The 21,312-nt window shown below is 55.2% G+C and carries 19 protein-coding genes; 9 read left to right on the top strand and 10 right to left on the bottom strand.

Annotated elements, in window-relative coordinates:
• Positions 1 to 89 precede the first annotated feature (89 nt).
• Complete coding sequence (locus tag USG84_RS04710; RefSeq protein WP_061098332.1) at positions 90 to 410, bottom strand: hypothetical protein; 321 nt, start codon at positions 408 to 410, stop codon at positions 90 to 92.
• 326 nt (positions 411 to 736) lie between these two features.
• Here USG84_RS04710 and USG84_RS04705 point away from each other — a divergent pair, with 326 nt between their 5' ends.
• Complete coding sequence (locus tag USG84_RS04705) at positions 737 to 1,726, top strand: 2-hydroxyacid dehydrogenase (protein WP_151413832.1); 990 nt, start codon at positions 737 to 739, stop codon at positions 1,724 to 1,726.
• A 19-nt stretch (positions 1,727 to 1,745) separates the two neighbouring features.
• Here USG84_RS04705 and USG84_RS04700 read toward each other — a convergent pair whose 3' ends face one another.
• From USG84_RS04700 to dcp, 3 genes are all read right to left on the bottom strand, one after another.
• Positions 1,746 to 2,954 (bottom strand): MFS transporter, encoded by a 1,209-nt coding sequence (locus USG84_RS04700; protein ID WP_061098334.1) that lies wholly within the window; start codon positions 2,952 to 2,954, stop codon positions 1,746 to 1,748.
• 427 nt (positions 2,955 to 3,381) lie between these two features.
• Positions 3,382 to 4,929 carry a methyl-accepting chemotaxis protein gene (locus USG84_RS04695; RefSeq protein ID WP_151413833.1) on the bottom strand — a complete coding sequence of 516 codons (1,548 nt, stop codon included), beginning with the start codon at positions 4,927 to 4,929 and terminating at the stop codon, positions 3,382 to 3,384.
• Between the two features lie 409 nt (positions 4,930 to 5,338).
• Positions 5,339 to 7,372, bottom strand: coding sequence for a peptidyl-dipeptidase Dcp (gene dcp / locus USG84_RS04690; RefSeq protein WP_253541811.1), 2,034 nt, complete (start codon positions 7,370 to 7,372; stop codon positions 5,339 to 5,341).
• A gap of 142 nt (positions 7,373 to 7,514) precedes the next feature.
• Here dcp and ydfG point away from each other — a divergent pair, with 142 nt between their 5' ends.
• Entirely contained in the window at positions 7,515 to 8,261 is a 747-nt protein-coding gene (gene ydfG / locus USG84_RS04685; protein ID WP_151413834.1) for a bifunctional NADP-dependent 3-hydroxy acid dehydrogenase/3-hydroxypropionate dehydrogenase YdfG, read from the top strand.
• Positions 8,262 to 8,352: 91 nt separating this feature from the next.
• Positions 8,353 to 9,039 (top strand): GntR family transcriptional regulator, encoded by a 687-nt coding sequence (locus USG84_RS04680; RefSeq protein ID WP_151413835.1) that lies wholly within the window; start codon positions 8,353 to 8,355, stop codon positions 9,037 to 9,039.
• A gap of 33 nt (positions 9,040 to 9,072) precedes the next feature.
• Here the strand turns inward: USG84_RS04680 and USG84_RS04675 are convergent, their stop codons facing one another.
• Positions 9,073 to 9,504 carry a universal stress protein gene (locus USG84_RS04675; protein ID WP_151413836.1) on the bottom strand — a complete coding sequence of 144 codons (432 nt, stop codon included), beginning with the start codon at positions 9,502 to 9,504 and terminating at the stop codon, positions 9,073 to 9,075.
• Between the two features lie 288 nt (positions 9,505 to 9,792).
• On the opposite strand from USG84_RS04675, the gene ydfZ reads away from it, so the two are divergent.
• A complete protein-coding gene (gene ydfZ / locus USG84_RS04670) occupies positions 9,793 to 9,996 on the top strand; it encodes a putative selenium delivery protein YdfZ (RefSeq protein WP_028013008.1) in 204 nt (67 codons plus the stop codon).
• Between the two features lie 43 nt (positions 9,997 to 10,039).
• Here ydfZ and USG84_RS04665 read toward each other — a convergent pair whose 3' ends face one another.
• The 4 genes from USG84_RS04665 to manD form a co-directional block, all read right to left on the bottom strand.
• On the bottom strand, positions 10,040 to 11,503 hold the full coding sequence (locus USG84_RS04665) for a mannitol dehydrogenase family protein (RefSeq protein ID WP_151413837.1): 1,464 nt from the start codon (positions 11,501 to 11,503) through the stop codon (positions 10,040 to 10,042).
• A gap of 218 nt (positions 11,504 to 11,721) precedes the next feature.
• On the bottom strand, positions 11,722 to 13,089 hold the full coding sequence (locus tag USG84_RS04660) for an MFS transporter (protein ID WP_151413838.1): 1,368 nt from the start codon (positions 13,087 to 13,089) through the stop codon (positions 11,722 to 11,724).
• A gap of 73 nt (positions 13,090 to 13,162) precedes the next feature.
• Positions 13,163 to 14,182: a Zn-dependent oxidoreductase gene (locus USG84_RS04655; RefSeq protein WP_151413839.1), complete on the bottom strand. Its 1,020-nt coding sequence runs from the start codon at positions 14,180 to 14,182 to the stop codon at positions 13,163 to 13,165.
• A gap of 14 nt (positions 14,183 to 14,196) precedes the next feature.
• On the bottom strand, positions 14,197 to 15,411 hold the full coding sequence (gene manD, locus USG84_RS04650) for a D-mannonate dehydratase ManD (protein ID WP_253541809.1): 1,215 nt from the start codon (positions 15,409 to 15,411) through the stop codon (positions 14,197 to 14,199).
• Positions 15,412 to 15,709: 298 nt separating this feature from the next.
• On the opposite strand from manD, the gene USG84_RS04645 reads away from it, so the two are divergent.
• Positions 15,710 to 16,048, top strand: a complete 339-nt coding sequence (locus USG84_RS04645) for a DUF1283 family protein (RefSeq protein WP_151413840.1) — start codon at positions 15,710 to 15,712, stop codon at positions 16,046 to 16,048.
• On the top strand, positions 16,048 to 16,608 hold the full coding sequence (gene speG, locus USG84_RS04640) for a spermidine N1-acetyltransferase (protein WP_151413841.1): 561 nt from the start codon (positions 16,048 to 16,050) through the stop codon (positions 16,606 to 16,608). Before USG84_RS04645 ends, speG begins: the two co-directional genes overlap by 1 nt.
• Before the next feature lie 17 nt (positions 16,609 to 16,625).
• Here the strand turns inward: speG and USG84_RS04635 are convergent, their stop codons facing one another.
• The gene (locus tag USG84_RS04635) at positions 16,626 to 17,336 is read right to left on the bottom strand and encodes a YnfC family lipoprotein (RefSeq protein WP_151413842.1); all 711 of its coding nucleotides are present in this window, start codon (positions 17,334 to 17,336) and stop codon (positions 16,626 to 16,628) included.
• Positions 17,337 to 17,553: 217 nt separating this feature from the next.
• Here USG84_RS04635 and USG84_RS04630 point away from each other — a divergent pair, with 217 nt between their 5' ends.
• The 3 genes from USG84_RS04630 to ynfE all read left to right on the top strand — a co-directional run bounded on the left by USG84_RS04630 (position 17,554) and on the right by ynfE (position 21,304).
• The gene (locus tag USG84_RS04630) at positions 17,554 to 18,309 is read left to right on the top strand and encodes a glycosyltransferase family 25 protein (protein WP_253541808.1); all 756 of its coding nucleotides are present in this window, start codon (positions 17,554 to 17,556) and stop codon (positions 18,307 to 18,309) included.
• 131 nt (positions 18,310 to 18,440) lie between these two features.
• Positions 18,441 to 18,734: a DUF1161 domain-containing protein gene (locus tag USG84_RS04625; protein ID WP_048956357.1), complete on the top strand. Its 294-nt coding sequence runs from the start codon at positions 18,441 to 18,443 to the stop codon at positions 18,732 to 18,734.
• 131 nt (positions 18,735 to 18,865) lie between these two features.
• Positions 18,866 to 21,304 (top strand): selenate/tellurate reductase subunit YnfE, encoded by a 2,439-nt coding sequence (ynfE, locus tag USG84_RS04620; protein ID WP_253541807.1) that lies wholly within the window; start codon positions 18,866 to 18,868, stop codon positions 21,302 to 21,304.
• Positions 21,305 to 21,312: the final 8 nt, after the last annotated feature.

Here is a 21,312-nt window from a genome sequence, read left to right as displayed (position 1 = left end):
GGCAATGCCGAATATTGTCGCATGTTTAGCGGGTCAGTTGAAGCCAAAGCCAGATTTAAGGATAGATGTTGTAGCGATAAGCTGCGACGCTAGTGCCTGATGCGGGGCAAAGTCAGGAGATAAAGCATAGCGAATATTAATGACCCCCAATACACCGAGTCGAAACGCCACGGATCAAAGTTAATATGCAAAAATCCGCTCACAAACTCCCGACCATTGGCAAATACGTTAATTTGAATGGCTGAACTGGCTATCACAATCAGCGTGTAAGCAATGAAGACAGGATATTTGCGAAGCGTGTTAACCTTACGTTTTCCCATATACAGCAAGCAAAAAAGAGCTGCAGATACAATAAAATAGCACAAAGCAGGCCATATGGGCGGGGTTAACGACAATTCAAACTGTTGCATGCACGATTCTCCTTCTTCGTCTGATGCCTCTCTCAATCCTTAACAATGTCCCCTTACTACCGGAAGAATTGCAGTTTTCATAGCCTCTTGCCATTCTTTAACATCATCCTCCAGACGTCGTATCGCATTCTGAACCGAGTTCATCATCCCCACTGCCGCAGGCCAGATTCGCCCCGACGCTCCCACGCAGTAAGAATATCATGGAGTTAGAATGCTTAGATGCTCTAGAATAATTGATAGAACTTATTGAATTCAATAATATTTTATAAATTGTAAGATAATTTTAATCATGCTAACGTGAATGCAAAATCACTGGAGAAAGTCTTATGAAACTCGCGGTATATAGCACAAAGCAGTACGACAAAAAGTATCTGCAACATGTTAACGAAGCTTACGGGTTTGAGCTTGAATTTTTCGACTTTCTGCTGTCCGAAAAAACCGCCAAAACGGCGCACGGCTGTGAAGGCGTATGCATTTTTGTTAACGATGACGGCAGTCGTCCGGTGCTGGAAGAGTTGAAAAAGCAGGGGGTGAAGTATATCGCCCTGCGCTGCGCCGGCTTCAACAACGTGGATCTCGACGCGGCGAAAGAGCTGGGTCTGAGAGTGGTGCGCGTCCCGGCATACTCACCGGAGGCGGTTGCGGAACATGCTATTGGCATGATGATGTCGCTCAACCGTCGTATTCACCGCGCTTATCAGCGCACCCGTGACGCTAACTTCTCTCTGGAAGGGCTGACCGGCTTTACCATGTACGGCAAAACCGCGGGCGTGATCGGGACCGGTAAAATCGGCGTCGCCGCTCTACGCATTCTGAAAGGCTTCGGCATGCGCATGCTGGCATTCGATCCGTACCCGAGCGCAGCGGCGCTGGAGCTGGGCGTAGAGTACGTTGACCTGGCGACCCTGTTCTCGCAGTCTGACGTGATATCCCTGCACTGCCCGCTGACCCCGGAAAACTACCACCTGCTTAACCAGGCGGCGTTTGACCAGATGAAAGACGGCGTAATGATCATCAACACCAGCCGCGGCGGACTGGTTGACTCTCAGGCTGCTATCGAAGCGCTGAAAACGCAGAAAATTGGCGCGCTGGGGATGGACGTGTATGAGAACGAGCGCGATCTGTTCTTTGAAGACAAGTCTAACGATGTGATCCAGGACGACGTGTTCCGCCGTCTGTCTGCCTGCCATAACGTCCTGTTTACTGGCCACCAGGCGTTTCTGACTGCCGAAGCGCTGATCAGCATTTCGGAAACCACGTTGGGTAACCTGCAGCAGCTGGAAAAGGGTGAAACCTGCCCTAACGAACTGGTCTAAGCGTGACCCCGGGTGGCGGCTATGCCCCACCCGGCATGCTGTCTGTTTCCCAGGTCCGGTGTGCGAAGCGCCACCAGAGCAGGACGGCCGCCAGCGCAATCGCGCTCAGCACGCTGAATGCCGCCGCAAAGGAGTAATGACCGGCAATCGTGCCGGTTAACGCCGGGCTCATGGATGCCCCTACCCCCTGCATCAGCATCACCACACTCTGCCCGGCATTGACGTGCCCGCTCCCGCGCAATAGCACCACGATAAACGACGGTACCACGACCCCCAGGATCCCGGCGGCCAGTCCGTCGAGAATTTGTACCGGGATCATCATCAGCGGCGCGTCCGTCATTGCTGCCAGCGCCGCGCGCACCGGCATAACCAGCAGAGCCAGCATAATCAGGCGCCAGTAGCCGTAACGTTCTATTCGGCCTGCAACCCAGATGGCAACGGGGATCATCACCGCCTGCGAGATGATAACGGTGCCTGCCGCGAACAGGCCAGGGTTGATCGAGGCGGGTGCCGCGGCCACCCTCATGCTCAGCATCGGCAGCAGTGCGGCGTTCGCCAGGTGGAACAGCAGCAGCGTCAGCCCGGTCACAAACAGCGCCCGGTTTTTAATTAACACCGCGAAGCCTGGGACAGGAACGTTACCTGAAGATGAAAGCCCTCGCGCCGCATCGTTATCAATATCCCCGTTCCGGATGGCAAGCAGCGCGCAGAGCGTCAGCAGCGTCGTGCAGGTCATCAGCAGGAAAATCCCCCCGACGCCCCAGTGCCAGGCAATGCCGCCTGCTATCACTGCGGTGACAAAATTGCCGCCGTGATTGAACGCCTCATTTTTGCCCATCTGCGCGCTGAACCCGCGCTGGCCGGTCAGGCCCAGCGTAATCCCGGCGACGAGAGGCCCGACAAACGCCGCGCAGATGCCGGTGACCATTTGTGAGACGGCGACAACGCCGGTCTGCTGGCTAAACCAGAGCAGCAGCGTGCTCAGGGTGATCAAAATGCAGAGCAGCGCCAGCAAGGCGCGTTTGTTCCTGGAGGTGTCGGTAATAACCCCCGCCGGTAATGTGGCCAGTAACCCCGCCAGCCCTCCGGCCGTCATCAGTAAGCCGATATCATCGGGGGTCCAGTGTCGCTCAGTAAGAAAGATACCGAGAAAAGGACCAAGGCCATCACGGACATCCGCAATGAAAAAACTTGTCAGGCATAACGCCCGCAGCGAACGAAGAGACATACTTCCTGCCTGTGAATTATCCGGCTCGCGTTTCGCAATGACCCGCGTCCAGACGATCGTACAATAAAATTAAAAATGTAGCCTAGCGCTGCTTTTTGAAAATCAGATGACGGACCAAAAGACCGGATTAACCAGGGAGGCTACGCGTCACACCAGCCTCCGACGAGCTGTAGCAAAATGTGAATAGCCGCCGGGAACATCAGCAGGAAAAGTAAAACCGTCACCACAGCAATCGCCATCAGAAACTCCTTTTAAATTTTTCGTTTTACGAAATCGTAGTCAGTATTTTTAAATTGTCACTGGCGCTCGGCTATTTTCTTTATTATTCACGAGGACGCCCCTTTTTATTAAGGCGCCCTCGTTGCTGGTTTGATTAAAATTCGCGTTTTAAACGCCGGAGCTTTACCTTTTCATTATGCTTTGCCGCTCAAATAGCAAAGTTTTCCGTCATCTGCTTCAGTGCCCTGGACTGCTCGGTCAGCGCCTGCGATGCCGCAGCGGACTGCTCAACGAGCGCCGCATTACCCTGCGTCACGCCATCCATCTGGGTGACGGCAGCGCTGATTTGCATGATGCCCTGCATTTGCTCAACCGAAGCCATTGAAAGACTGTCCATGGTTTCTGCCAGCGTAGCCACGTTGCTCGCGGCCCGCAAAATCGTCTCTGCCGTTCTGGATGCCACCGACACACCGTTATCGACATCCTCAACGGCATGCTCAATTAGCGCCCCAATTTCTTTAGAAGCCGTTGCGCTGCGCTGAGCGAGATTTCTGACTTCCGTCGCCACCACGGCGAAGCCGCGACCATGCTCACCGGCACGTGCAGCCTCGACCGCCGCATTAAGCGCCAGAATATTAGTCTGGAAAGCTATCCCTTCTATAACGCTGGTGATTTCCTTTATCTTCAGCGCGTTAGCCGAGATATTCTGCATCGTTTCGCTCATTTCGCCCACGGCAGACTCACCTTCGCGTGCCAGTGCTTCCGTCTTTCTTGCTGACGTTGCCGTATGCTCAGCGACCTCGGTATTGTTCCGAACGGTCATCGTCAGCTGCTCCATGCTGGCGGCAGTCTGCTGCAGCGCCGCTGCCTGCTCCTCGGTACGAGACGATAACTCCATATTGCCCTGCTCGATCTCCCCGGCAGCCAGATCCACCGACGTCGCGGCCTCTTTGATTTCAGTGACAAGGGTTTTCAACTGGGTCTGCATGTTGTCCAGAGCCGCAAGCAGCGTGCCGGTTTCATCCATCCGGGTAATACGTATGGTTGAGGTGAGATCGCCGGCGGCAATGGTGTTCGCCGTATTCAGGGCCTGCTTTAGCGGTCGGAGAATACTGCGCGACAGCAGTGTGCCCGTCAGCAGCGCGGTGAAAACCGCCGCAATCATTCCCAGGATTATCATCATGCGCGTACGGAAGCGTTCTTCAGCCAGTCGGGTTTGACGTTCAGCCATAATGCTGTATTCGTCGTTCAGCGCTTGCTGAATAACGCCCCGCATAGCGTCCATTTGCTCTTTTCCGGTATTACGCTCAAGGCTACTGATGAACGCATCCATATCTTCGCCCCCGCGGGATACCCTCTCTCTTCGCTGGATTAACGGCAGCGCAAATGACCTTTTCCATTCTTCTTCAAGCCTGGAGAGGGTGGTTAATTTTTGCTGCTGCGACGGGTTATCACGCGTAAGCCCTGCAATTTCATCAACTTTGCTTTTAAACCTCTCATCCCCCTGCGTGAAGGGTTGAAGAACGTCCTGATTGCCGGTGAGCGCAAAACCGCGAATGCCGGTTTCCATGTTGATCAGGTTTTCGGTTACGGAGCGAAGGTTATCGACCACTTTATAGCTATGAACGTTGAGCTTGCTGACGGCCGTCACTCTGTCAAAGCTCAAATAGAGCAACCCGCAGACGACGGACATTAAAACCACAATTGCGCCAAATGCTATGGTAAGCCGGGTGCCGATGTTGAGATTTTTAAACATGACTCTTCCTTAATAATTAGCATAGGTTCATCTTCTGGAGATGAATTTTAATAACGGCTTATTTTTTGTGGGTAATGGAAATAGGTTCCCACCACGACCACACCCATGCTAATCGGCAGAGGAAATTAATACTTTAGGCTGTAATAAAAATATATTAACCCTCTTTTTGCGATGATTCTTATATGCAATTAACGACCGTACTTCAATCAGTATAAATAATTAAATTAAGTTGCGAGAATTATAAATTTGAGATTCGCAAAAGCGCCTAAAATTAAGCACATTTAATGCAACTGCATTTCAAAACATTAATAAATGTAAGTTTTAGTTCTTTTTTTGACCATTTGAGGACTTTCAGACCTATAAAAAAACCGGGCGCGAGGCCCGGTTCTCTTCGTAGCTAAAAGTGACGCTATGCGCTCAACCCGCGATTCTCCAGCATCGGTTCAATCTTCGGATCGTGTCCGCGCCAGCTACGATAAAGTTCGGCTAAATCAGCGCTGTTGCCACGAGACAAAATGGCCTCACGGAATTTCTGCCCGTTCTCGCGGGTTAAGCCGCCCTGCTCGACAAACCACTGATAGCCATCGTCCGCCAGCATTTGCGTCCACAGGTAGGCGTAGTACCCCGCCGCGTAGCCGCCGCCAAAAATATGGGCAAAGTAGCTGCTGCGATAGCGCGGCGGCACGGCGGGCAGATCCAGACCCTCTTTTTTCAACGCCGCGGCTTCGAATTCTTCAACGCTCGACACGGCCTCGCTGATGCCGTGCCAGTTCATGTCCAGCAGCGCCGCACTCAGCAGCTCCGTCATGTCATAACCCTTGTTGAAATGGGTCGCGTTGAGCATGCTTTCCCGCAGCGCGTCCGGCATGGGTTCACCGGTTTCGTAGTGACGGGCATAGTGGCTGAACACCAGAGGATGGCTGGCCCAGTGCTCGTTGATTTGCGACGGGAATTCAACGAAATCACGCGGCGTATTGGTACCGGACAGCGTGGCGAAGCGCTGGCTGGCAAACAGACCGTGCAGGGTATGGCCAAACTCGTGGAACAGGGTTATCACGTCATCCCAGGAGAGAAGCGCGACGCCTCCGTTACCCGGCTTTTGGTAGTTGCAGACGTTGTAGATCACCGGGCGGGCAGCAAGCTCGAAGGACTGCTCGATGAAATTGCCCATCCAGGCTCCGCCCTGCTTGGAATCGCGGGCAAAGAAGTCACCGTAAAACAGCGCCATGCCTTCACCGGTGTGGTCAAAAATTTCCCATACGCGGACGTCAGGGTGATAAACCGGAATATCGAAGCGCTCCACAAAACGGATGCCAAACAGCTGGCTGGCCGCCCAGAATACGCCATCCTGCAATACGGTGTTGAGCGCAAAATAGGGTCGAATCTGCGATTCATCGAGGGCGTATTTCGCCTGGCGCACGCGCTCGGCATAAAAGGCCCAGTCCCAGGCCTGCGCGGTGAACCCACCCTGCTCGTCATCAATGACCTTCTGAATATCGGCCTGCTCGCGCTCTGCACGGGCACGCGCGGCGGGCACAATTCCGCGCATAAAGGCCAGCGCGGCGTCGGGAGTTTTCGCCATCTGGTCGGCGATGCTCCAGCTGGCGTAATCCTCAAAGCCCAGCAGACGGGCCTGCCGCGCGCGCAGCGCCGTAAGACGCAGGATCAATGTGCGGGTGTCGTTTTCATCCCCTTTCTGGGTGCGCGTCCAGCCGGCGTTGAACAGGTTTTCGCGCGTCTGCCGATTGCGCAGCGCGGCTAGCGCAGGCTGCTGTGTCGTGTTCAGGAGCGGGATCAGCCAGCGGTCGTTCAGCCCTTTTTCCGAGGCGGCCTGCGCCGCGGCAGCGATCTCTTCTGCGCTGAGGCCTTCAAGCTGGTGCGCGTAATCCACCACCAGCCCGCCCGCATTGTTGGCGGCCAGCAGGCGCTGGTTAAACTGGCTGGTCAGGGACGCGGCCTCGGTGTTCAGCGCCTTCAGCTCGGCTTTTTCCGCTTCATTCAGGCGCGCGCCGGCCAGAATAAAGCGCTGGTACGTCTCCTCGACCAGCCGACGGGATTCGGCATCCAGCGCGGCGCGGTCCTGACAGACGCTCTCGACGCGGGCGAAAAGGGTGTCGTTCAGCCAGATGTCGTTCGACAGCGCCGCAAGTTCGGTGGAGAGCTGCTCCTCCAGCTCCTGCAGGTAGGCATTGGTGTGCGCGGAGGTCATGGCGAAGAAAACGCTGCTGACGCGCGCGAGCATAACGCCGCTTTTCTCTAACGCCAGCACGGTGTTAGTGAAGTCTGGGGCAGCGGTTTGAGAAACTATCGCGTCTATGTCCGCCCGCTTCTGGCGAAGCGCTTCATCGAAGGCCGGACGATAGTGCTCGTCTTTGATTGCCTCAAAATGGGGGGCCTGGTAAGGCAGCAGGCTGATGTCAAAAAAGGGGTTGTTGGCCGTCATCTTTCACTCCTCAGAACGGATATCTTCCCAGAGTAGGCCAGGCCGCCATCGCCTGCAACGCCGTCATACAAATGTTGCCTTAACGCACCCTCTGCGGGCGTGCTATGTTAGTACAACACAAAAAGCGTTGAGGAACAGTGAGATGATTATTTTAGTTACCGGGGCAACGGCGGGTTTTGGTGAAAGCATCACGCGTCGCTTCGTCGCCAACGGGCATAAGGTGATTGCAACCGGCCGACGTCAGGAGCGCCTGCAGGAGCTGAAGGAAGAATTAGGAGACAGCATCCTGACCGCGCAGCTGGACGTGCGTAACCGCGCGGCCATTGAGGAGATGATTGCTAACCTGCCGGCAGAGTGGCGCGCCATCGACGTGCTGGTCAACAACGCCGGTCTGGCGCTGGGCATGGAGCCTGCCCACAAGGCCAGCGTTGAAGACTGGGAAAACATGATCGATACCAACAACAAAGGGCTGGTGTATATGACCCGCGCGGTGCTGCCGGGCATGGTGGAGCGCAACCGCGGCCACATTATCAACATCGGTTCTACAGCCGGGAGCTGGCCTTACGCGGGCGGTAACGTCTACGGCGCGACCAAAGCCTTTGTTCGCCAGTTCAGCCTGAACCTGCGTACCGATCTTCACGGCACCGCTATTCGCGTCACCGATATCGAGCCGGGCCTGGTTGGCGGCACCGAATTCTCCAACGTGCGCTTCAAGGGCGATGACGCGAAAGCGGATAAAACCTACGAAAACGCCAATGCGCTGACGCCGGAAGACGTCACCGAAGCGGTCTGGTGGGTCGCGACCCTGCCAAAACACGTCAACATCAATACCGTGGAAATGATGCCGGTCAGCCAGAGTTTTGCCGGACTTAGCGTCCATCGTGGCTAAATAAGCCCTTCCCGGCCCGCGGGCCGGGTCTGTTTCGGGTTATAAAAGAATGGTAGTATGTTCAGGCTAACTCTCTGAGAAATGACAACTCATGGCCGCTGAATCGCAACTCAATCCCACCCAGCCCGTAAACCAGCAAATCTATCGCATTTTGCGACGCGATATTGTCCAATGCCTGATCCCGCCGGGAACACCGCTTTCTGAAAAAGAGGTCTCCGTGCGTTTTGACGTCTCCCGCCAGCCGGTGCGTGAAGCGTTTATTAAGCTTGCTGAGAACGGCCTGATTCAGATCCGCCCGCAGCGCGGCAGCTACGTAAACAAAATTTCACTCTCACAGGTGCGCAACGGCTGTTTTGTACGCCAGGCGATTGAATGCGCGGTGGTGCGCCGTGCCGCAGCGCTTATCAATGACAACCAGTGTTACCTGCTGGAGCAAAACCTGCATCAGCAGCGCATTGCGATTGACCGTAAGCAGCTCAACGATTTCTTCCAGCTTGATGACGAGTTTCACCAGAAGCTGGCGCAAATTGCGGACTGCCAGCTGGCCTGGGATACCATCGAAAACATCAAGGCCACCATTGACCGGGTGCGCTACATGAGCCTCGATCACGTCTCCCCGCCGGAAATGCTGCTTCGACAGCATCACGATATTTTCAGCGCGCTGGAAAAACGCGACCCAGACGGGGTGGAAAAAGCGATGACGCTGCATCTGCAGGAGATCGGCGAATCCGTGCAGCTTATTCGTCAGGAAAATAGCGAGTGGTTTAGCGAAGAGTGATATTTGCCGCCCCTTTAGAGGGCGGCGTCGTGATTATCGAACGACCAACACCGGAATTGTGGCGTAGCGCAGAATAGATTCCGCATTTGACCCCAGCAGATGGGTGGTGATGCCCGGATTTTTCGACCCGATGACAATCACGTCAAATTCCCCTTCTTTGCTCAGCTTGATAATTTCATCGCGGACGCTGCCAAAACGAACCAGGGTGTGAATATTCTCCGGGGAGATATCGAACAGTCGTTTTAACTCGTTCATTTTCTTCCCGGATTCTGCGCTCATATACTCTTCAAACTTTTTAATATCGGCGTTGAATCCGCGCAGGAGAGACCGACTGCTGGCAGGCAGAATATTGACCAGGGTAATCGACGCGCCCTCGGCCTTCGCAAGGTTAGCCGCGTGGCGAACCGCTTTGTCGCTCAAATCCATTTCAAACACGTCAACAGGCATCAAAATCTTCTTATACATAAGCCTGACTCCTTATTCCGATGAAGGGTTATTTCCTGCACCCAGAATGACATCGGGAATATAAACCAACCCTCAACGCTTCCCCGTTGAAACTATCAATAAATGAAAATAACGGTCTGCTTTGTAAATTGCTGTCGTGAAGCGTCAGCGCCCCACGAAATAAAGAAAAAAGTGTGAGTTTGATCAAAAACAAAAACATGACTGGCAGACAGGCGTATTTATAGTGCCCCGTGAACGGCAAAACCTGAAATAGCGCCGTAACGGATAGTTTAGAGAGGAGAAAATACCATGATGACATACGACCGTAACCGCAATGCAATCACCACCGGCAGCCGCGTCATGATTAGCGGCACCGGCAAAACCGGCGTGATTAAGGCGATCCACAGCGACGGGCTGGATGCCGCGCAGGTGCGCCGTGGAAAAACGGTGGAAGTGGAAGGATGCGAAGGTAAGTTCGAACCAATTGAACTGATTCGTCTGGGTATGCACTAAATTGTGCGTCGACATGCCGCCGAGAACGGCGGCATGTGTTGTATTACAGGCGTGACGCGTACTCAGCCACCGTGGTCTTAGCCCCCTTCTGCAGCAGCGTCTGATACGCGCTCATCACGGCGTCTGTGAAGACTTTTTCTCGCGGCAACTCTTTTCCAAAAATGGCTTCAATGCCGAGCAGCGCGTTAACCCGGTTTTCCCCTTCGGCACTTCCCTTCACCGCCGCCTGAATCGCCGCCAGCTGCGGGTCGCTCACGTCGATGGCGTTACCCTGCTCGTCCACGCCGCCGACATAGCGCATCCACCCCGCCACGCCCAGCGCCAGGAGTGGGAAAGGCGTCTGGTGCACCAGGTGCCAGCGCACGGAGTCCAGCATGCGCTGCGGGAGCTTCTGGCTGCCGTCCATCGCAATTTGCCAGGTACGGTGGCGCAGGGCCGGGTTGCTGTAGCGGGCGATCAGCAGGTCAGCGTAGCGTTCTAAATCGACGCCCTTCACTTTCAGGGTCGGCGCCTGCTCGTTGAGCATCAGCGCGTGCGCGGCGACGCGGTAGTGCTCGTCTTCCATACATTCATTGATGTGCTGATAACCGGCCAGATAGCCCAGGTACGCGAGGAACGAGTGGCTGCCGTTGAGCATGCGCAGCTTCATCTCTTCAAACGGGATCACGTCTGAAACCAGCTCGGCGCCGACTTTTTCCCATTCCGGACGCCCGGCCACAAAGTTATCTTCGATAACCCACTGGCGGAACGGCTCGCATGCCACCGCCGCCGGGTCGCTTACGCCGGTCAGCTGTGCGATTTTATCCAGCGTATCGGAAGTGACCGCCGGCACGATGCGATCCACCATGGTTGACGGGAAGGTGACGTTAGCCTCGATCCAGTCCGCCAGCTCGCCGTCTACCGCCCGGGCGTAAGCGCAGGTTACGTTGCGCATCACGTGGCCGTTCTCCGGCATGTTGTCGCAGGACATCACGCTAAACGCGGGCAGCCCCGCCGCTTTACGACGCGCCAGCGCTTCCACCACCACGCCCGGCGCGGATTTCGGCTGATGCGGGTTTTGCAGATCCGCGGCAATTAACGGGTGATCGAGCATCAGTTGCCCGGTTGCCGGAGAGTGGCAGTAGCCTTTTTCGGTGATGGTCAGCGAGACAATCGCCACCTGCGGTTCACACATTGCCGCCAGCACGCTCTCCAGCCCGTCGACCTGCGCGTGCAGCGCCTTTCTGACTACGCCAACCACGCGGGAGGTCCAGGCATCGGCAGACATTTCCGCTACGGTGTAGAGGTTATCCTGCGCCTTCAGGTCGGCAATCTGCTGCTCGCCGCCAATCAGGTTAACCTCACAGTAGCCCCAGTCGCTGCCGTGTTCAGCCGCGAGGATGTCGGCGTACACCGCCTGATGCGCGCGGTGAAATGCGCCGAAGCCTAAATGGACAATGCGTGCTTTAAGGCTGTCGCGATCGTACTGAGGCAGCGTCGCGTTGGCCTGTAATAAGGTGTTTTCCATGATTAAGACTCGCTAATTAGAAAGCTGTGGATCGCTGCCGCCCGGTCCAGAGCGGCAGCGCCTGCTGACTACACCAACTAGAATGGCAGTCGGGGTAAAAATAACTGCCATCAACCATACTGATACTGCCGTTTGAGTTTTTGATTTATATTAACTTTTGCTCAAGTGGTGTGACATAAACAAAAAGTTGTGTGACAAGTCACGCAAGATATAAACCGCTAGCGTCGCGTGGAGACCGCACCGTAACCCACGCGCTCTTTCGGCGCGGCCTCCGCAGCATCTTCCGCCGCGCTGAGGTCCCGGTCGCGGACTTCCGGCATAAGGAACGCCGAAACCAGCCCAATCAAGGAATAAGCCACCAGCATGGCAACGATCGGCCACCAGGAGCCTGTCATGTTGCAGAAGATCCCCGCCAGTACCGGACCAAAGCCCACCGCCACCAGACCGCCCGCCTCTTTCGAGATAGCCATGCGGGTAAAGCGATTCCGCGAGCCAAACATCTCCGCCATGGTGATATTTTCCAGCGCAAACAGCCCCAGCACGGCGAAATTATGGATAACGATGATCGAGAGCATGATTGTCCCCGGCGCATAGCTTTTATCGACGATAATCGACAGCATCGGGTAGGCCAGAATAATGGCGGAGATATTGAGGATAATGTACGGCAGCCTGCGCCCCACTTTGTCGGAAAGCCAGCCCAGCAGCGGGATGGAGATAAACCCGAGAATGGAGCTTATCATCAGCGCATCGGTGGGAATCGCTTTATCGAACAGAAGCGTCTGAACCAGATAACCCGCGAGGAAGGTCTGGATCAGCCCCGAGTTGCCCGCCTGACCGAAACGCAGGCCGGTCGCCAGCCAGAAGGATTTACTTTTCACCATTGAACCCAGCGAGGTGTCCGGCTGCACGGTTTCTGCATCGTTTACTTTCTCAAAGACCGGGCTCTCCTTGAGGTTCATTCGCAGCCAGATGGCAAAGATCATCACCACAACGCTGGCAAGGAACGGCACGCGCCAGCCCCAGGCGAGCAGCTGTTCACGGTCGAGGGCAAAGAACATAATGGCCCAGATCGCCGTGGCGCTCAGCGTTCCGCAGTTAGTCCCCATCGCCACCAGCGAGGAGATGATGCCGCGTTTCCCTTTCGGCGCGTACTCCGCCAGCATGGTACCTGCCCCGGAGATCTCTGCCCCGGCGCCCAGCCCCTGAATAATACGCAGCGTCACCAGCAGTACGGGCGCAAAAATGCCGATCTGCGCGTAGGTTGGCAGCACGCCAATCAGCGTGGTGCAGATCCCCATCATGGTGATGGTGATAAACAGCACCTTTTTACGGCCAATGCTGTCGCCCATTCTGCCAAAAATAAAGGCCCCGACGATACGCGCGATGTACCCCGCGCCGTAGGTTCCCATCGCCAGAATTAGCGCCATCGCGGCCGACTGTTCCGGGAAGAAGATTTCATGAAATACCAGCGCCGCCCCCAGCGAGTAGAGCTGGAAATCCATAAACTCCAGCGCGGTGCCCAGCCAGCCGGAGACGGCGGCTTTCACCAGATCGGAGGTGGTTCTTTGAGGTTGTGCTTGCGTCATAATGGCTATCTCTAAAAGGGAAGATGCGTACCACTCAGAGCCCGTCTTCGCGGGCTCTTAACCGCGTGTAGGGTTATTGCCCGAACGTCAGTAAAACCTTGCAGCACTGCCGCTGGTCTTTTTCAAACAGTTCGATGGCGTCTGTTACATGGTGATAGTCAAAGGTATGGGTGATCAGTTTTTCCGGGTCGATCAGCCCTTTTTCCAGCCAGTCGATGACGACCGGGAATTTGTTAGCGTTCAGGCGCGAGGAGAAGATCGCCAGCTCTTTGCCGGTGATGCCCTGCTGAACTATCTGGCTCGGCTCGCTCGAGAAGCCCATCAGCACGATGCGCGCCGCCGGAGAGGCCAGGGTGACCGCTTCCTGCAAAATCGACGGATGACAGGCGGCGTCAATAATCAGCGTCGGCTTGATGCCTTTTTCGTCCAGCGCGGCCTGCAGCGAGTGCTCGGCATTATTTAACACCCAGTCCGCGCCGCTGCGCTGGGCCATAGCCAGCCGCTCATTGATTCTGTCGACGACGATAATCTGCTTCACGTTATAGACGCCCTTCAGCGCCTGCACGGTGACCAGCCCCATCGGCCCTGCGCCGTAGATCAGCGCAACGTCCTGTTCGGTAGGGCTAGCCTGCCTCGTCACGTTGGCGGCAATGGTGAAAGGCTCAACCATGACGGCGTGTTTATCCGGGATCGCATCCGGGATGCGCCAGGCATTTTTCGCGGGCACGGCGGCATATTCGCTGAAGCCACCGTCGCGGTGGACGCCCAGCACCACCAGCGAGGTGCAGACGTTCGACTTACAGACGGAGCACGGGTAGCAGTGCCCGCAGCTGATCACCGGATCCACCGAAACGCGCTCCCCTAACCGGGACGGTTCTACGCCCTCGCCTACGGCGTCGATCTCGCCAAAAAACTCGTGGCCGATCACGCGCGGATATTTTGCAAACGGATTATGGCCGCGGTAGATATGGCTGTCTGACCCGCAGATCCCGGCCAGCTTGATTTTGACGCGGACTTCCCCTGCGCCGGGCTCCGGGCGCGGACGCTCTTCAATTACCAGCTGGTTCGGCTGTTGAATCACTACGCTTTTCATCGTTCGCTCCTCGGTTACCAGTTCCACAGCGTGCCGTCTTCGAGACGGGCCACCGGCAGATAGGCCGGATCGTACGGGTATTTCGCCGCCAGCTTTTCATCAAACTCAATGCCCAGCCCCGGCTTCTCGCCCGGGTGCATATAGCCGTTATCAAAGCGCCAGCCGTGCGGGAAGACTTCCAGCATCTGTTCGGAGTAGCCCATATATTCCTGCACGCCAAAGTTCGGCACCCACAGGTCAAAATGCAGCGCGGCCGCGTGGCAGATCGGCGATAGATCGGACGGGCCGTGCGAGCCGGTACGCACCTGATAGAGCGACGCGAAGTCCGCGATGCGGCGCATCCCGGTGATCCCGCCCGCATGGGTGATGGTGGTGCGGATATAGTCGATAAGCTGCTCTTCGATAAGCTGCTTGCAGTCCCAGATGCTGTTGAACACCTCGCCCACCGCAATTGGCGTGACGGTATGCTGGCGGATCAGGCGGAAGCACTCCTGGTTTTCAGCGGGCGTAGGGTCTTCCATCCAGAACATGCGGAATGCTTCGATGCTCTTGCCGAAGCGCGCCGCTTCGATGGGCGTCAGCCGGTGGTGCATGTCGTGCAGGAGATGTTCATTGAAGCCAAACTTGCTGCGCACCGCGTCAAACAGCTTTGGCGTGAAGTCGAGGTATTTCTCGGTGGACCAGAGCTGTTCTTCCGGCCAGTCGCCTTTGGTGGCGGGCTCGTAGGCCAGCCCCTTCCCTTTGGCCATGCCGTAGGTGGTTTTCATACCCGGCACGCCGCACTGCACGCGGATCGCCTTAAAGCCCATCTCCTTATGGCGGGCGTAATCTTCCAGCACGTCGTCAATGGTGTGCCCGGTGGTGTGGCAGTAGACCATGACGCCCTCACGGGATGCGCCGCCCAGCAGCTGGTAGAGCGGCATGTTGGCCGCTTTGGCTTTGATGTCCCAGAGCGCCATATCCACGGCAGAGATGGCCGACATGGTGACCGGCCCGCGACGCCAGTAGGCGCCCTTATAGAAGAATTGCCATATATCTTCGATACGGTGCGCGTCGCGGCCAATCAGCTGCGGGCAGAGGTGATCTTTCAGGTAGGACGCTACGGAGAGCTCACGCCCGTTCAGCGTGGCGTCGCCGAGCCCCACAATCCCCTCATCGGTGGTGATTTTAAGCGTAACAAAGTTACGCCCCGGGCAGGTAACAAACACGTCAGCCCCGACAATCTTCATAATTCCTTTCCTTACATCGCTCGTTGTGATGACGGAAATTTACCCACCCACACAACTACCATACAAGTATGATGATCATAAAATCAGCTAACGATCACAAAAAAGTGCACCTTCGCGTATCTCTAAAATCCATCATTTTGTGCCTGTTTCACTTCAGGTGACGATTCATTTAGGCAGCGTACCTGAAGATATCTTTTACTTGTCCATACCCCGTGCCGCGGGTATGCCGTTATTGCTCTTTGGTGTAGAATCTGAACGGGGAAACTTGCTCATCTGCACCCATTTAAAAGGAAACGCTATGACTACATTAAGCAAACGCCTTTGTCTGACAGCCCTGCTGGCGCTGTCATCGTTCGCCTTTGCCGCCTCTGCGTCAGCGGAAACCAGCAAGCTCATTATCGAGTCTGGTGACAGCGCGCAAAGCCGCCAGAACGCCGCGATGGACAAAGAACAATGGAATGACACCCGCAGCCTTCGTCAGAAGGTCAACAAACGTGCCGAAAAAGAGTGGGACAAAGAAGATGTCGCCTTTGACGCACGCGATAAGTGTCAGCAAAGTGCGAACGTCAATGCCTACTGGGAGCCGAACACCCTGCGCTGCCTGGATCGCCGCACCGGTCGTACGGTAGCCCCGTAATGGCGGCGCCCTGTGACGTAAAACTCCGGCCGCTGGAGCGTGAAGACCTGCGCTTTGTCCACCAGCTCGACAATAATGCCAGCGTGATGCGCTACTGGTTCGAAGAGCCTTACGAGGCCTTTGTCGAGCTGTCGGATCTTTACGACAAGCACATTCACGATCAGAGCGAGCGTCGTTTTGTGGTGGAGTGTGAAGGTGAAAAAGCCGGGCTGGTGGAGCTGGTTGAGATTAACCACGTTCACCGCCGGGCGGAGTTCCAGATCATTATTTCGCCTGAGCACCAGGGGAAAGGCCTGGCCTCACGGGCGGCGAAGCTGGCGATGGATTACGGATTCAACGTCCTGAATCTCTACAAGCTTTATCTGATCGTGGATAAAGAGAACGAAAAAGCGATCCATATCTACCGCAAGCTGGGCTTTATGGTAGAAGGCGAGCTGATTCACGAGTTCTTTATCAACGGCGAGTACCGCAACACCATTCGCATGTGCATTTTCCAGCATCAGCACCTGGCTGGACACAAGCCGTCAGGCGCCAGCCTGCTGAAACCAACCGCGCAGTAACCTGCGCGGTTTTATCCTCAGTAGTACTCAATCGTATTCTTAATGGTGTACTTGCGCTCAACGGCGGGTTTGACGCTGTCGTCCTTGATGGTCAGATCGCAGCTCACCGGGTTGTTATGTCGATCGTAATCGCAGCTCTGCGTCACGTTGCCCATCGGCTTGTCGTTTAACAGGCTCACGGCCGAGTAATCCATTCTTTTGCGCAGATCCTTAGACGGCGTTGACTGTACCGATAAATGCTGATCCCCTGAGACGGTGGTTTTGCCCAGCGGGTAGCCATCCGCATCGTAGCGGTACTTCACCTCCATCTCTTTGCCGTGCGCGGCCACCACGAAGCCGTTGTCGTCGGTATCCCACGTCACCCCGGCTGACGGCAGTTCGGCCAGCTGGCATTTGCCCTGCAGTTTCACCTTACGCTGCTGGGTTTCTGCATCGATGTAGTAGTTGGCATCCAGCACCAGCGCTACGCCCGTGTTAGCCTCCAGGTCGTGCAGCTCCAGCGTGTCGAAACACCCTTCTTCCGACACGGTGCCGGTGACCCGTTTAGACACTTCGCCCTTCTCGTTGAACAGCGTCTGGGTAAAATCTTTGACCGGGCCGCGCAGAGGGTCGAAATCAAATTCGTTCGAAAAACTCGCCATCTCGGGCGTAAACGACAGCGGTGCGGAGTTGTTATCACAGCCCGCGAGAGTAGCGGCCAGGAGCGTTATCGCTGCATATTTCTTCACATCATTTACCAATAGAATGAACGGATTGTTGCTCTCATAGTAGCAAATAGAGTCGAACCAATGGATAGCAATTTGGAAGTTCGTGCCTTACATTCCTTCTGGCTAGAACTGATTTTTATCCTATCCCGAATAAGCACTTACTGATGTTGAACTGACCAAAATACTGTTAAAATGCATGAATTTGGTCCAGCCATCAGCCTTACGGGACGCTCAAAGGATGAGAACTTTTATAATCAATCTTAAACACTCGCTCGAACGTCGTGAAAAAATGGAGTCTCAACTGGTAAAGTTGAACATTACACATGAATTTATTGAAGCAGTAGACGGTCGGGAAATGACTGATGCTGAACGTAAAAATGTCACACGTGAGGTAAATTATGCGTTCCTTCCGGGAGAAGTGGGTTGTGCTTTAAGCCATCAAGCAATATATAAAAAAATAATAACCGAAAATATAGAGGCAGCACTCATTCTCGAAGATGACATCGAGCTTAGTGACGACCTTAGTGAAATATTAAACAACGTGACGCTTAGCCACACCAGACCTGAGATTCTTCTCCTTAGTCGCGTCAATAAATATCACAAGAAGCCGATTAAAAACATATACGGCTCGTATAATGTGCATAAGGTGCACCACGCCACGACAGCTCACGCTTACATTATTAATCAAAAAGCTGCCAGCAGGCTTCTTCAGAATCTTTATCCTGTATGGATGGTTTCCGACAAATGGAGCCTATTCGAAGACCTGTCCCTGGCTAAAATTCACGCATTAGTACCTTATCCAGTGCGTCTTTCTGAAGAGGCTAATGACTCGACAATCAACGAATCTAAAGGTGATGCTCTGTTAGATGCAAAAAAGAAAAAAATCTGGAATTCATTGATGCAGGAAAGACCTTTAGCCGCAAAACTTCGCCACCGTTATCGCCGAGCTATTACTCCGCTATTCAATAAAATAATCAACCAGGGCAAAGGGTAAGTTTACTTTTGTATTTTAATACTGGCTCGGCGTCAAAGCGCCTCCAGGACTATTCAGAAAGATAGCCATAAAACAAAAGCTTACCTAAATCCTGCTATGCTTAACCTCTACACAGAGAAAAGGAGCTACAGATGAAACGGTTACCCTGGATTACCGCCCTGCTGTTAATGAGTGCCTCAACGGCCGCCCTGGCGGCACCGGACTCCTGCGAGCGCGTGAAAAGCGACATTCAGCAGAAGATCGTCAACAACGGCGTGCCGGAGTCTGGTTTTACGCTGAATATTGTGCCGAACGATCAGGCCGACCAGCCGGACGCCCAGGTGGTGGGCCACTGTGCCAACGACACCTTTAAAATTTTGTACACCCGCACAGGCAGCGGGGCGGCGTCCGGCAATCAGGATAATGCCCCGGCTGAACCTCAGTAAATCACCGTCAATCCCCTTTGATTTGACAAGGATTAATATTTACTACCTCCAAATAAGTAACACTCACCCCATCATTAGCCCGGTTATCATTTCGGGAAAAATAATACGTAATCACAATGGTGGGGTGAGCCATGTCCGATATCGAACATCACGGCGGAATTAGCCGTCGAACACTCGTAAAATCTACGGCGATAAGTTCTCTGGCGCTTGCCGCTGGCGGCATTTCGTTGCCTTTTGGACTGAAAAGCGCCGCAGCCGCGGTACAAAACGCAGTGAAACCGGCAGAAGATAAAGTGGTCTGGGGCGCCTGCTCGGTCAACTGCGGCAGCCGCTGCGCGCTGCGTCTGCACGTCCGCGATGACGAAGTGTACTGGGTCGAAACGGATAACACCGGTGAGGATATCTACGGCAATCACCAGGTCCGGGCCTGCCTGCGCGGACGCTCTATTCGCCGCCGCATCAACCACCCTGACCGTCTGAACTACCCGATGAAACGCGTGGGTAAACGGGGCGAAGGCAAGTTCGAGCGCATCAGCTGGGACGAGGCGCTGAACGCCATCACCACCAGCCTGAAAGACGTGGTCAGCAAATACGGCAACGAAGCGGTATACATAAATTATTCCTCCGGGATTGTCGGCGGCAATATCACCCGCTCCTCCCCTTACGCTTCGCTGGTGGCGCGCCTGATGAACTGCCACGGCGGGTTCCTGAGCCACTACGGCACCTACAGCACGGCACAAATCGCCTGCGCGATGCCTTATACCTACGGCAGCAACGACGGCAACAGCACCTCGGATATCGAAAACACCAAACTGGTGGTGATGTTCGGCAATAACCCGGCGGAAACCCGCATGAGCGGCGGCGGGATTACATATTACCTGGAGCAGGCCCGCGAGCGCTCCAACGCGCGCATGATCGTCATCGATCCGCGCTACACCGATACGGCAGCCGGACGCGAAGACGAGTGGATCCCGATCCGTCCGGGTACCGATGCCGCCCTGGTGGCGGGAATTGCCTGGGTATTGATCGACGAAAACCTGGTTGACCAGCCGTTCCTGGACAAATACTGCGTTGGGTACGACGAAAAAACCCTGCCGGAAGGTGCCCCGGCGAATGGCCACTATAAAGCGTATATTCTCGGCCAGGGTGATGACAACACGGCGAAAACGCCTGAGTGGGCCTCGCGCATTACCGGCATTCCAGCGGATCGCATCATCAAGCTTGCCCGCGAAATCGGCTCCGCGAAGCCGGCCTATATCTGCCAGGGCTGGGGGCCTCAGCGACAGGCGAACGGTGAACTGACCTCCCGCGCCATCGCGATGCTGCCGATTCTGACCGGCAACGTGGGGATCAACGGCGGCAACAGCGGCGCCCGTGAGTCGACCTACACCATCACTATCGAACGAATGCCGCTGCCGGAAAACCCGGTTAAAACGCAAATTTCCTGCTTCAGCTGGACGGACGCCATCGCCCGTGGCCCGGAAATGACCGCTCTGCGCGACGGGGTGCGCGGTAAAGATAAGCTGGACGTGCCGATTAAGTTCATCTGGAACTACGCGGGTAACACCATTATTAACCAGCACTCCGATATCAATAAAACCCACGATATTCTGCAGGACGAAAGCAAGTGCGAAACCATCGTGGTGATCGACAACTTTATGACCTCATCGGCGAAATATGCCGATATCCTGCTGCCAGATTTAATGACCGTCGAGCAGGAAGACATTATCCCTAACGATTACGCCGGGAACATGGGCTACCTGATTTTCCTCCAGCCCGTGACCGCACCGAAGTTTGAGCGCAAGCCTATCTACTGGATCATGAGCGAAGTAGCGAAACGCCTCGGACCGGATATCCATCAGAAATTTACCGAAGGGCGCACGCAGGAAGAGTGGCTGCAGTACCTGTATGCAAAAATGCTCGCTAAAGATCCCGCACTGCCGTCCTATGACGAGCTGAAAAAAATGGGCATTTATAAGCGCAAAGATCCGAACGGACACTTTGTGGCCTATAAAAAATTCCGCGAGAACCCGGAAGCCAATCCGCTGAAAACGCCCTCAGGCAAGATTGAGATTTATTCCAGCAAGCTGGCGGATATTGCGGCGACCTGGGAGCTGGCAAAAGATGAGACCATCAGCCCGCTGCCCGTCTACGCATCCACCTTTGACGGCTGGGATGCGCCCGAACGCGCGCAGTTCCCGCTGCAGCTGTTCGGCTTCCATTTTAAAGCCCGCACCCACTCGAGCTACGGTAACGTCGACGTGCTGCAAGCGGCCTGCCGCCAGGAGGTCTGGCTGAATCCCGTTGATGCCGCGAAACGTGGCATTAAGAACGGCGATACGGTGCGCGTCTTTAACGATCGCGGTGAGGTGAGAATAGAAGCGAAAGTCACGCCGCGCATCATGCCAGGCGTAAGCGCCATGGGCCAGGGAGCCTGGCACGATGCCAATATGAATGGCGATCGTATCGACCACGGCTCGTGTATCAACACCCTGACCACGCACCGCCCGTCACCGCTGGCAAAAGGCAACCCGCAGCACACCAATCTGGTGCAGATTGAGAAGGTGTAAGGGGTGAA

Origin of the sequence: Enterobacter sp. 168J2 (assembly GCF_034107265.1) — a bacterium.
Lineage (GTDB): Bacteria > Pseudomonadota > Gammaproteobacteria > Enterobacterales > Enterobacteriaceae > Enterobacter > Enterobacter nematophilus.
The sequence above is the reverse complement of the archived record's forward strand: the minus strand, read 5'-3'. Positions and strand labels throughout refer to the sequence as shown.

Coding starts and splice junctions, on each gene's coding strand:
- USG84_RS04710 (WP_061098332.1), bottom strand. CDS start 410: ATGCAACAGTTTGAATTGTCGTTAACCCCGCCCATATGGCCTGCTTTG.
- USG84_RS04705 (WP_151413832.1), top strand. CDS start 737: ATGAAACTCGCGGTATATAGCACAAAGCAGTACGACAAAAAGTATCTG.
- USG84_RS04700 (WP_061098334.1), bottom strand. CDS start 2,954: ATGTCTCTTCGTTCGCTGCGGGCGTTATGCCTGACAAGTTTTTTCATT.
- USG84_RS04695 (WP_151413833.1), bottom strand. CDS start 4,929: ATGTTTAAAAATCTCAACATCGGCACCCGGCTTACCATAGCATTTGGC.
- dcp (WP_253541811.1), bottom strand. CDS start 7,372: ATGACGGCCAACAACCCCTTTTTTGACATCAGCCTGCTGCCTTACCAG.
- ydfG (WP_151413834.1), top strand. CDS start 7,515: ATGATTATTTTAGTTACCGGGGCAACGGCGGGTTTTGGTGAAAGCATC.
- USG84_RS04680 (WP_151413835.1), top strand. CDS start 8,353: ATGGCCGCTGAATCGCAACTCAATCCCACCCAGCCCGTAAACCAGCAA.
- USG84_RS04675 (WP_151413836.1), bottom strand. CDS start 9,504: ATGTATAAGAAGATTTTGATGCCTGTTGACGTGTTTGAAATGGATTTG.
- ydfZ (WP_028013008.1), top strand. CDS start 9,793: ATGATGACATACGACCGTAACCGCAATGCAATCACCACCGGCAGCCGC.
- USG84_RS04665 (WP_151413837.1), bottom strand. CDS start 11,503: ATGGAAAACACCTTATTACAGGCCAACGCGACGCTGCCTCAGTACGAT.
- USG84_RS04660 (WP_151413838.1), bottom strand. CDS start 13,089: ATGACGCAAGCACAACCTCAAAGAACCACCTCCGATCTGGTGAAAGCC.
- USG84_RS04655 (WP_151413839.1), bottom strand. CDS start 14,182: ATGAAAAGCGTAGTGATTCAACAGCCGAACCAGCTGGTAATTGAAGAG.
- manD (WP_253541809.1), bottom strand. CDS start 15,411: ATGAAGATTGTCGGGGCTGACGTGTTTGTTACCTGCCCGGGGCGTAAC.
- USG84_RS04645 (WP_151413840.1), top strand. CDS start 15,710: ATGACTACATTAAGCAAACGCCTTTGTCTGACAGCCCTGCTGGCGCTG.
- speG (WP_151413841.1), top strand. CDS start 16,048: ATGGCGGCGCCCTGTGACGTAAAACTCCGGCCGCTGGAGCGTGAAGAC.
- USG84_RS04630 (WP_253541808.1), top strand. CDS start 17,554: ATGAGAACTTTTATAATCAATCTTAAACACTCGCTCGAACGTCGTGAA.
- USG84_RS04625 (WP_048956357.1), top strand. CDS start 18,441: ATGAAACGGTTACCCTGGATTACCGCCCTGCTGTTAATGAGTGCCTCA.
- ynfE (WP_253541807.1), top strand. CDS start 18,866: ATGTCCGATATCGAACATCACGGCGGAATTAGCCGTCGAACACTCGTA.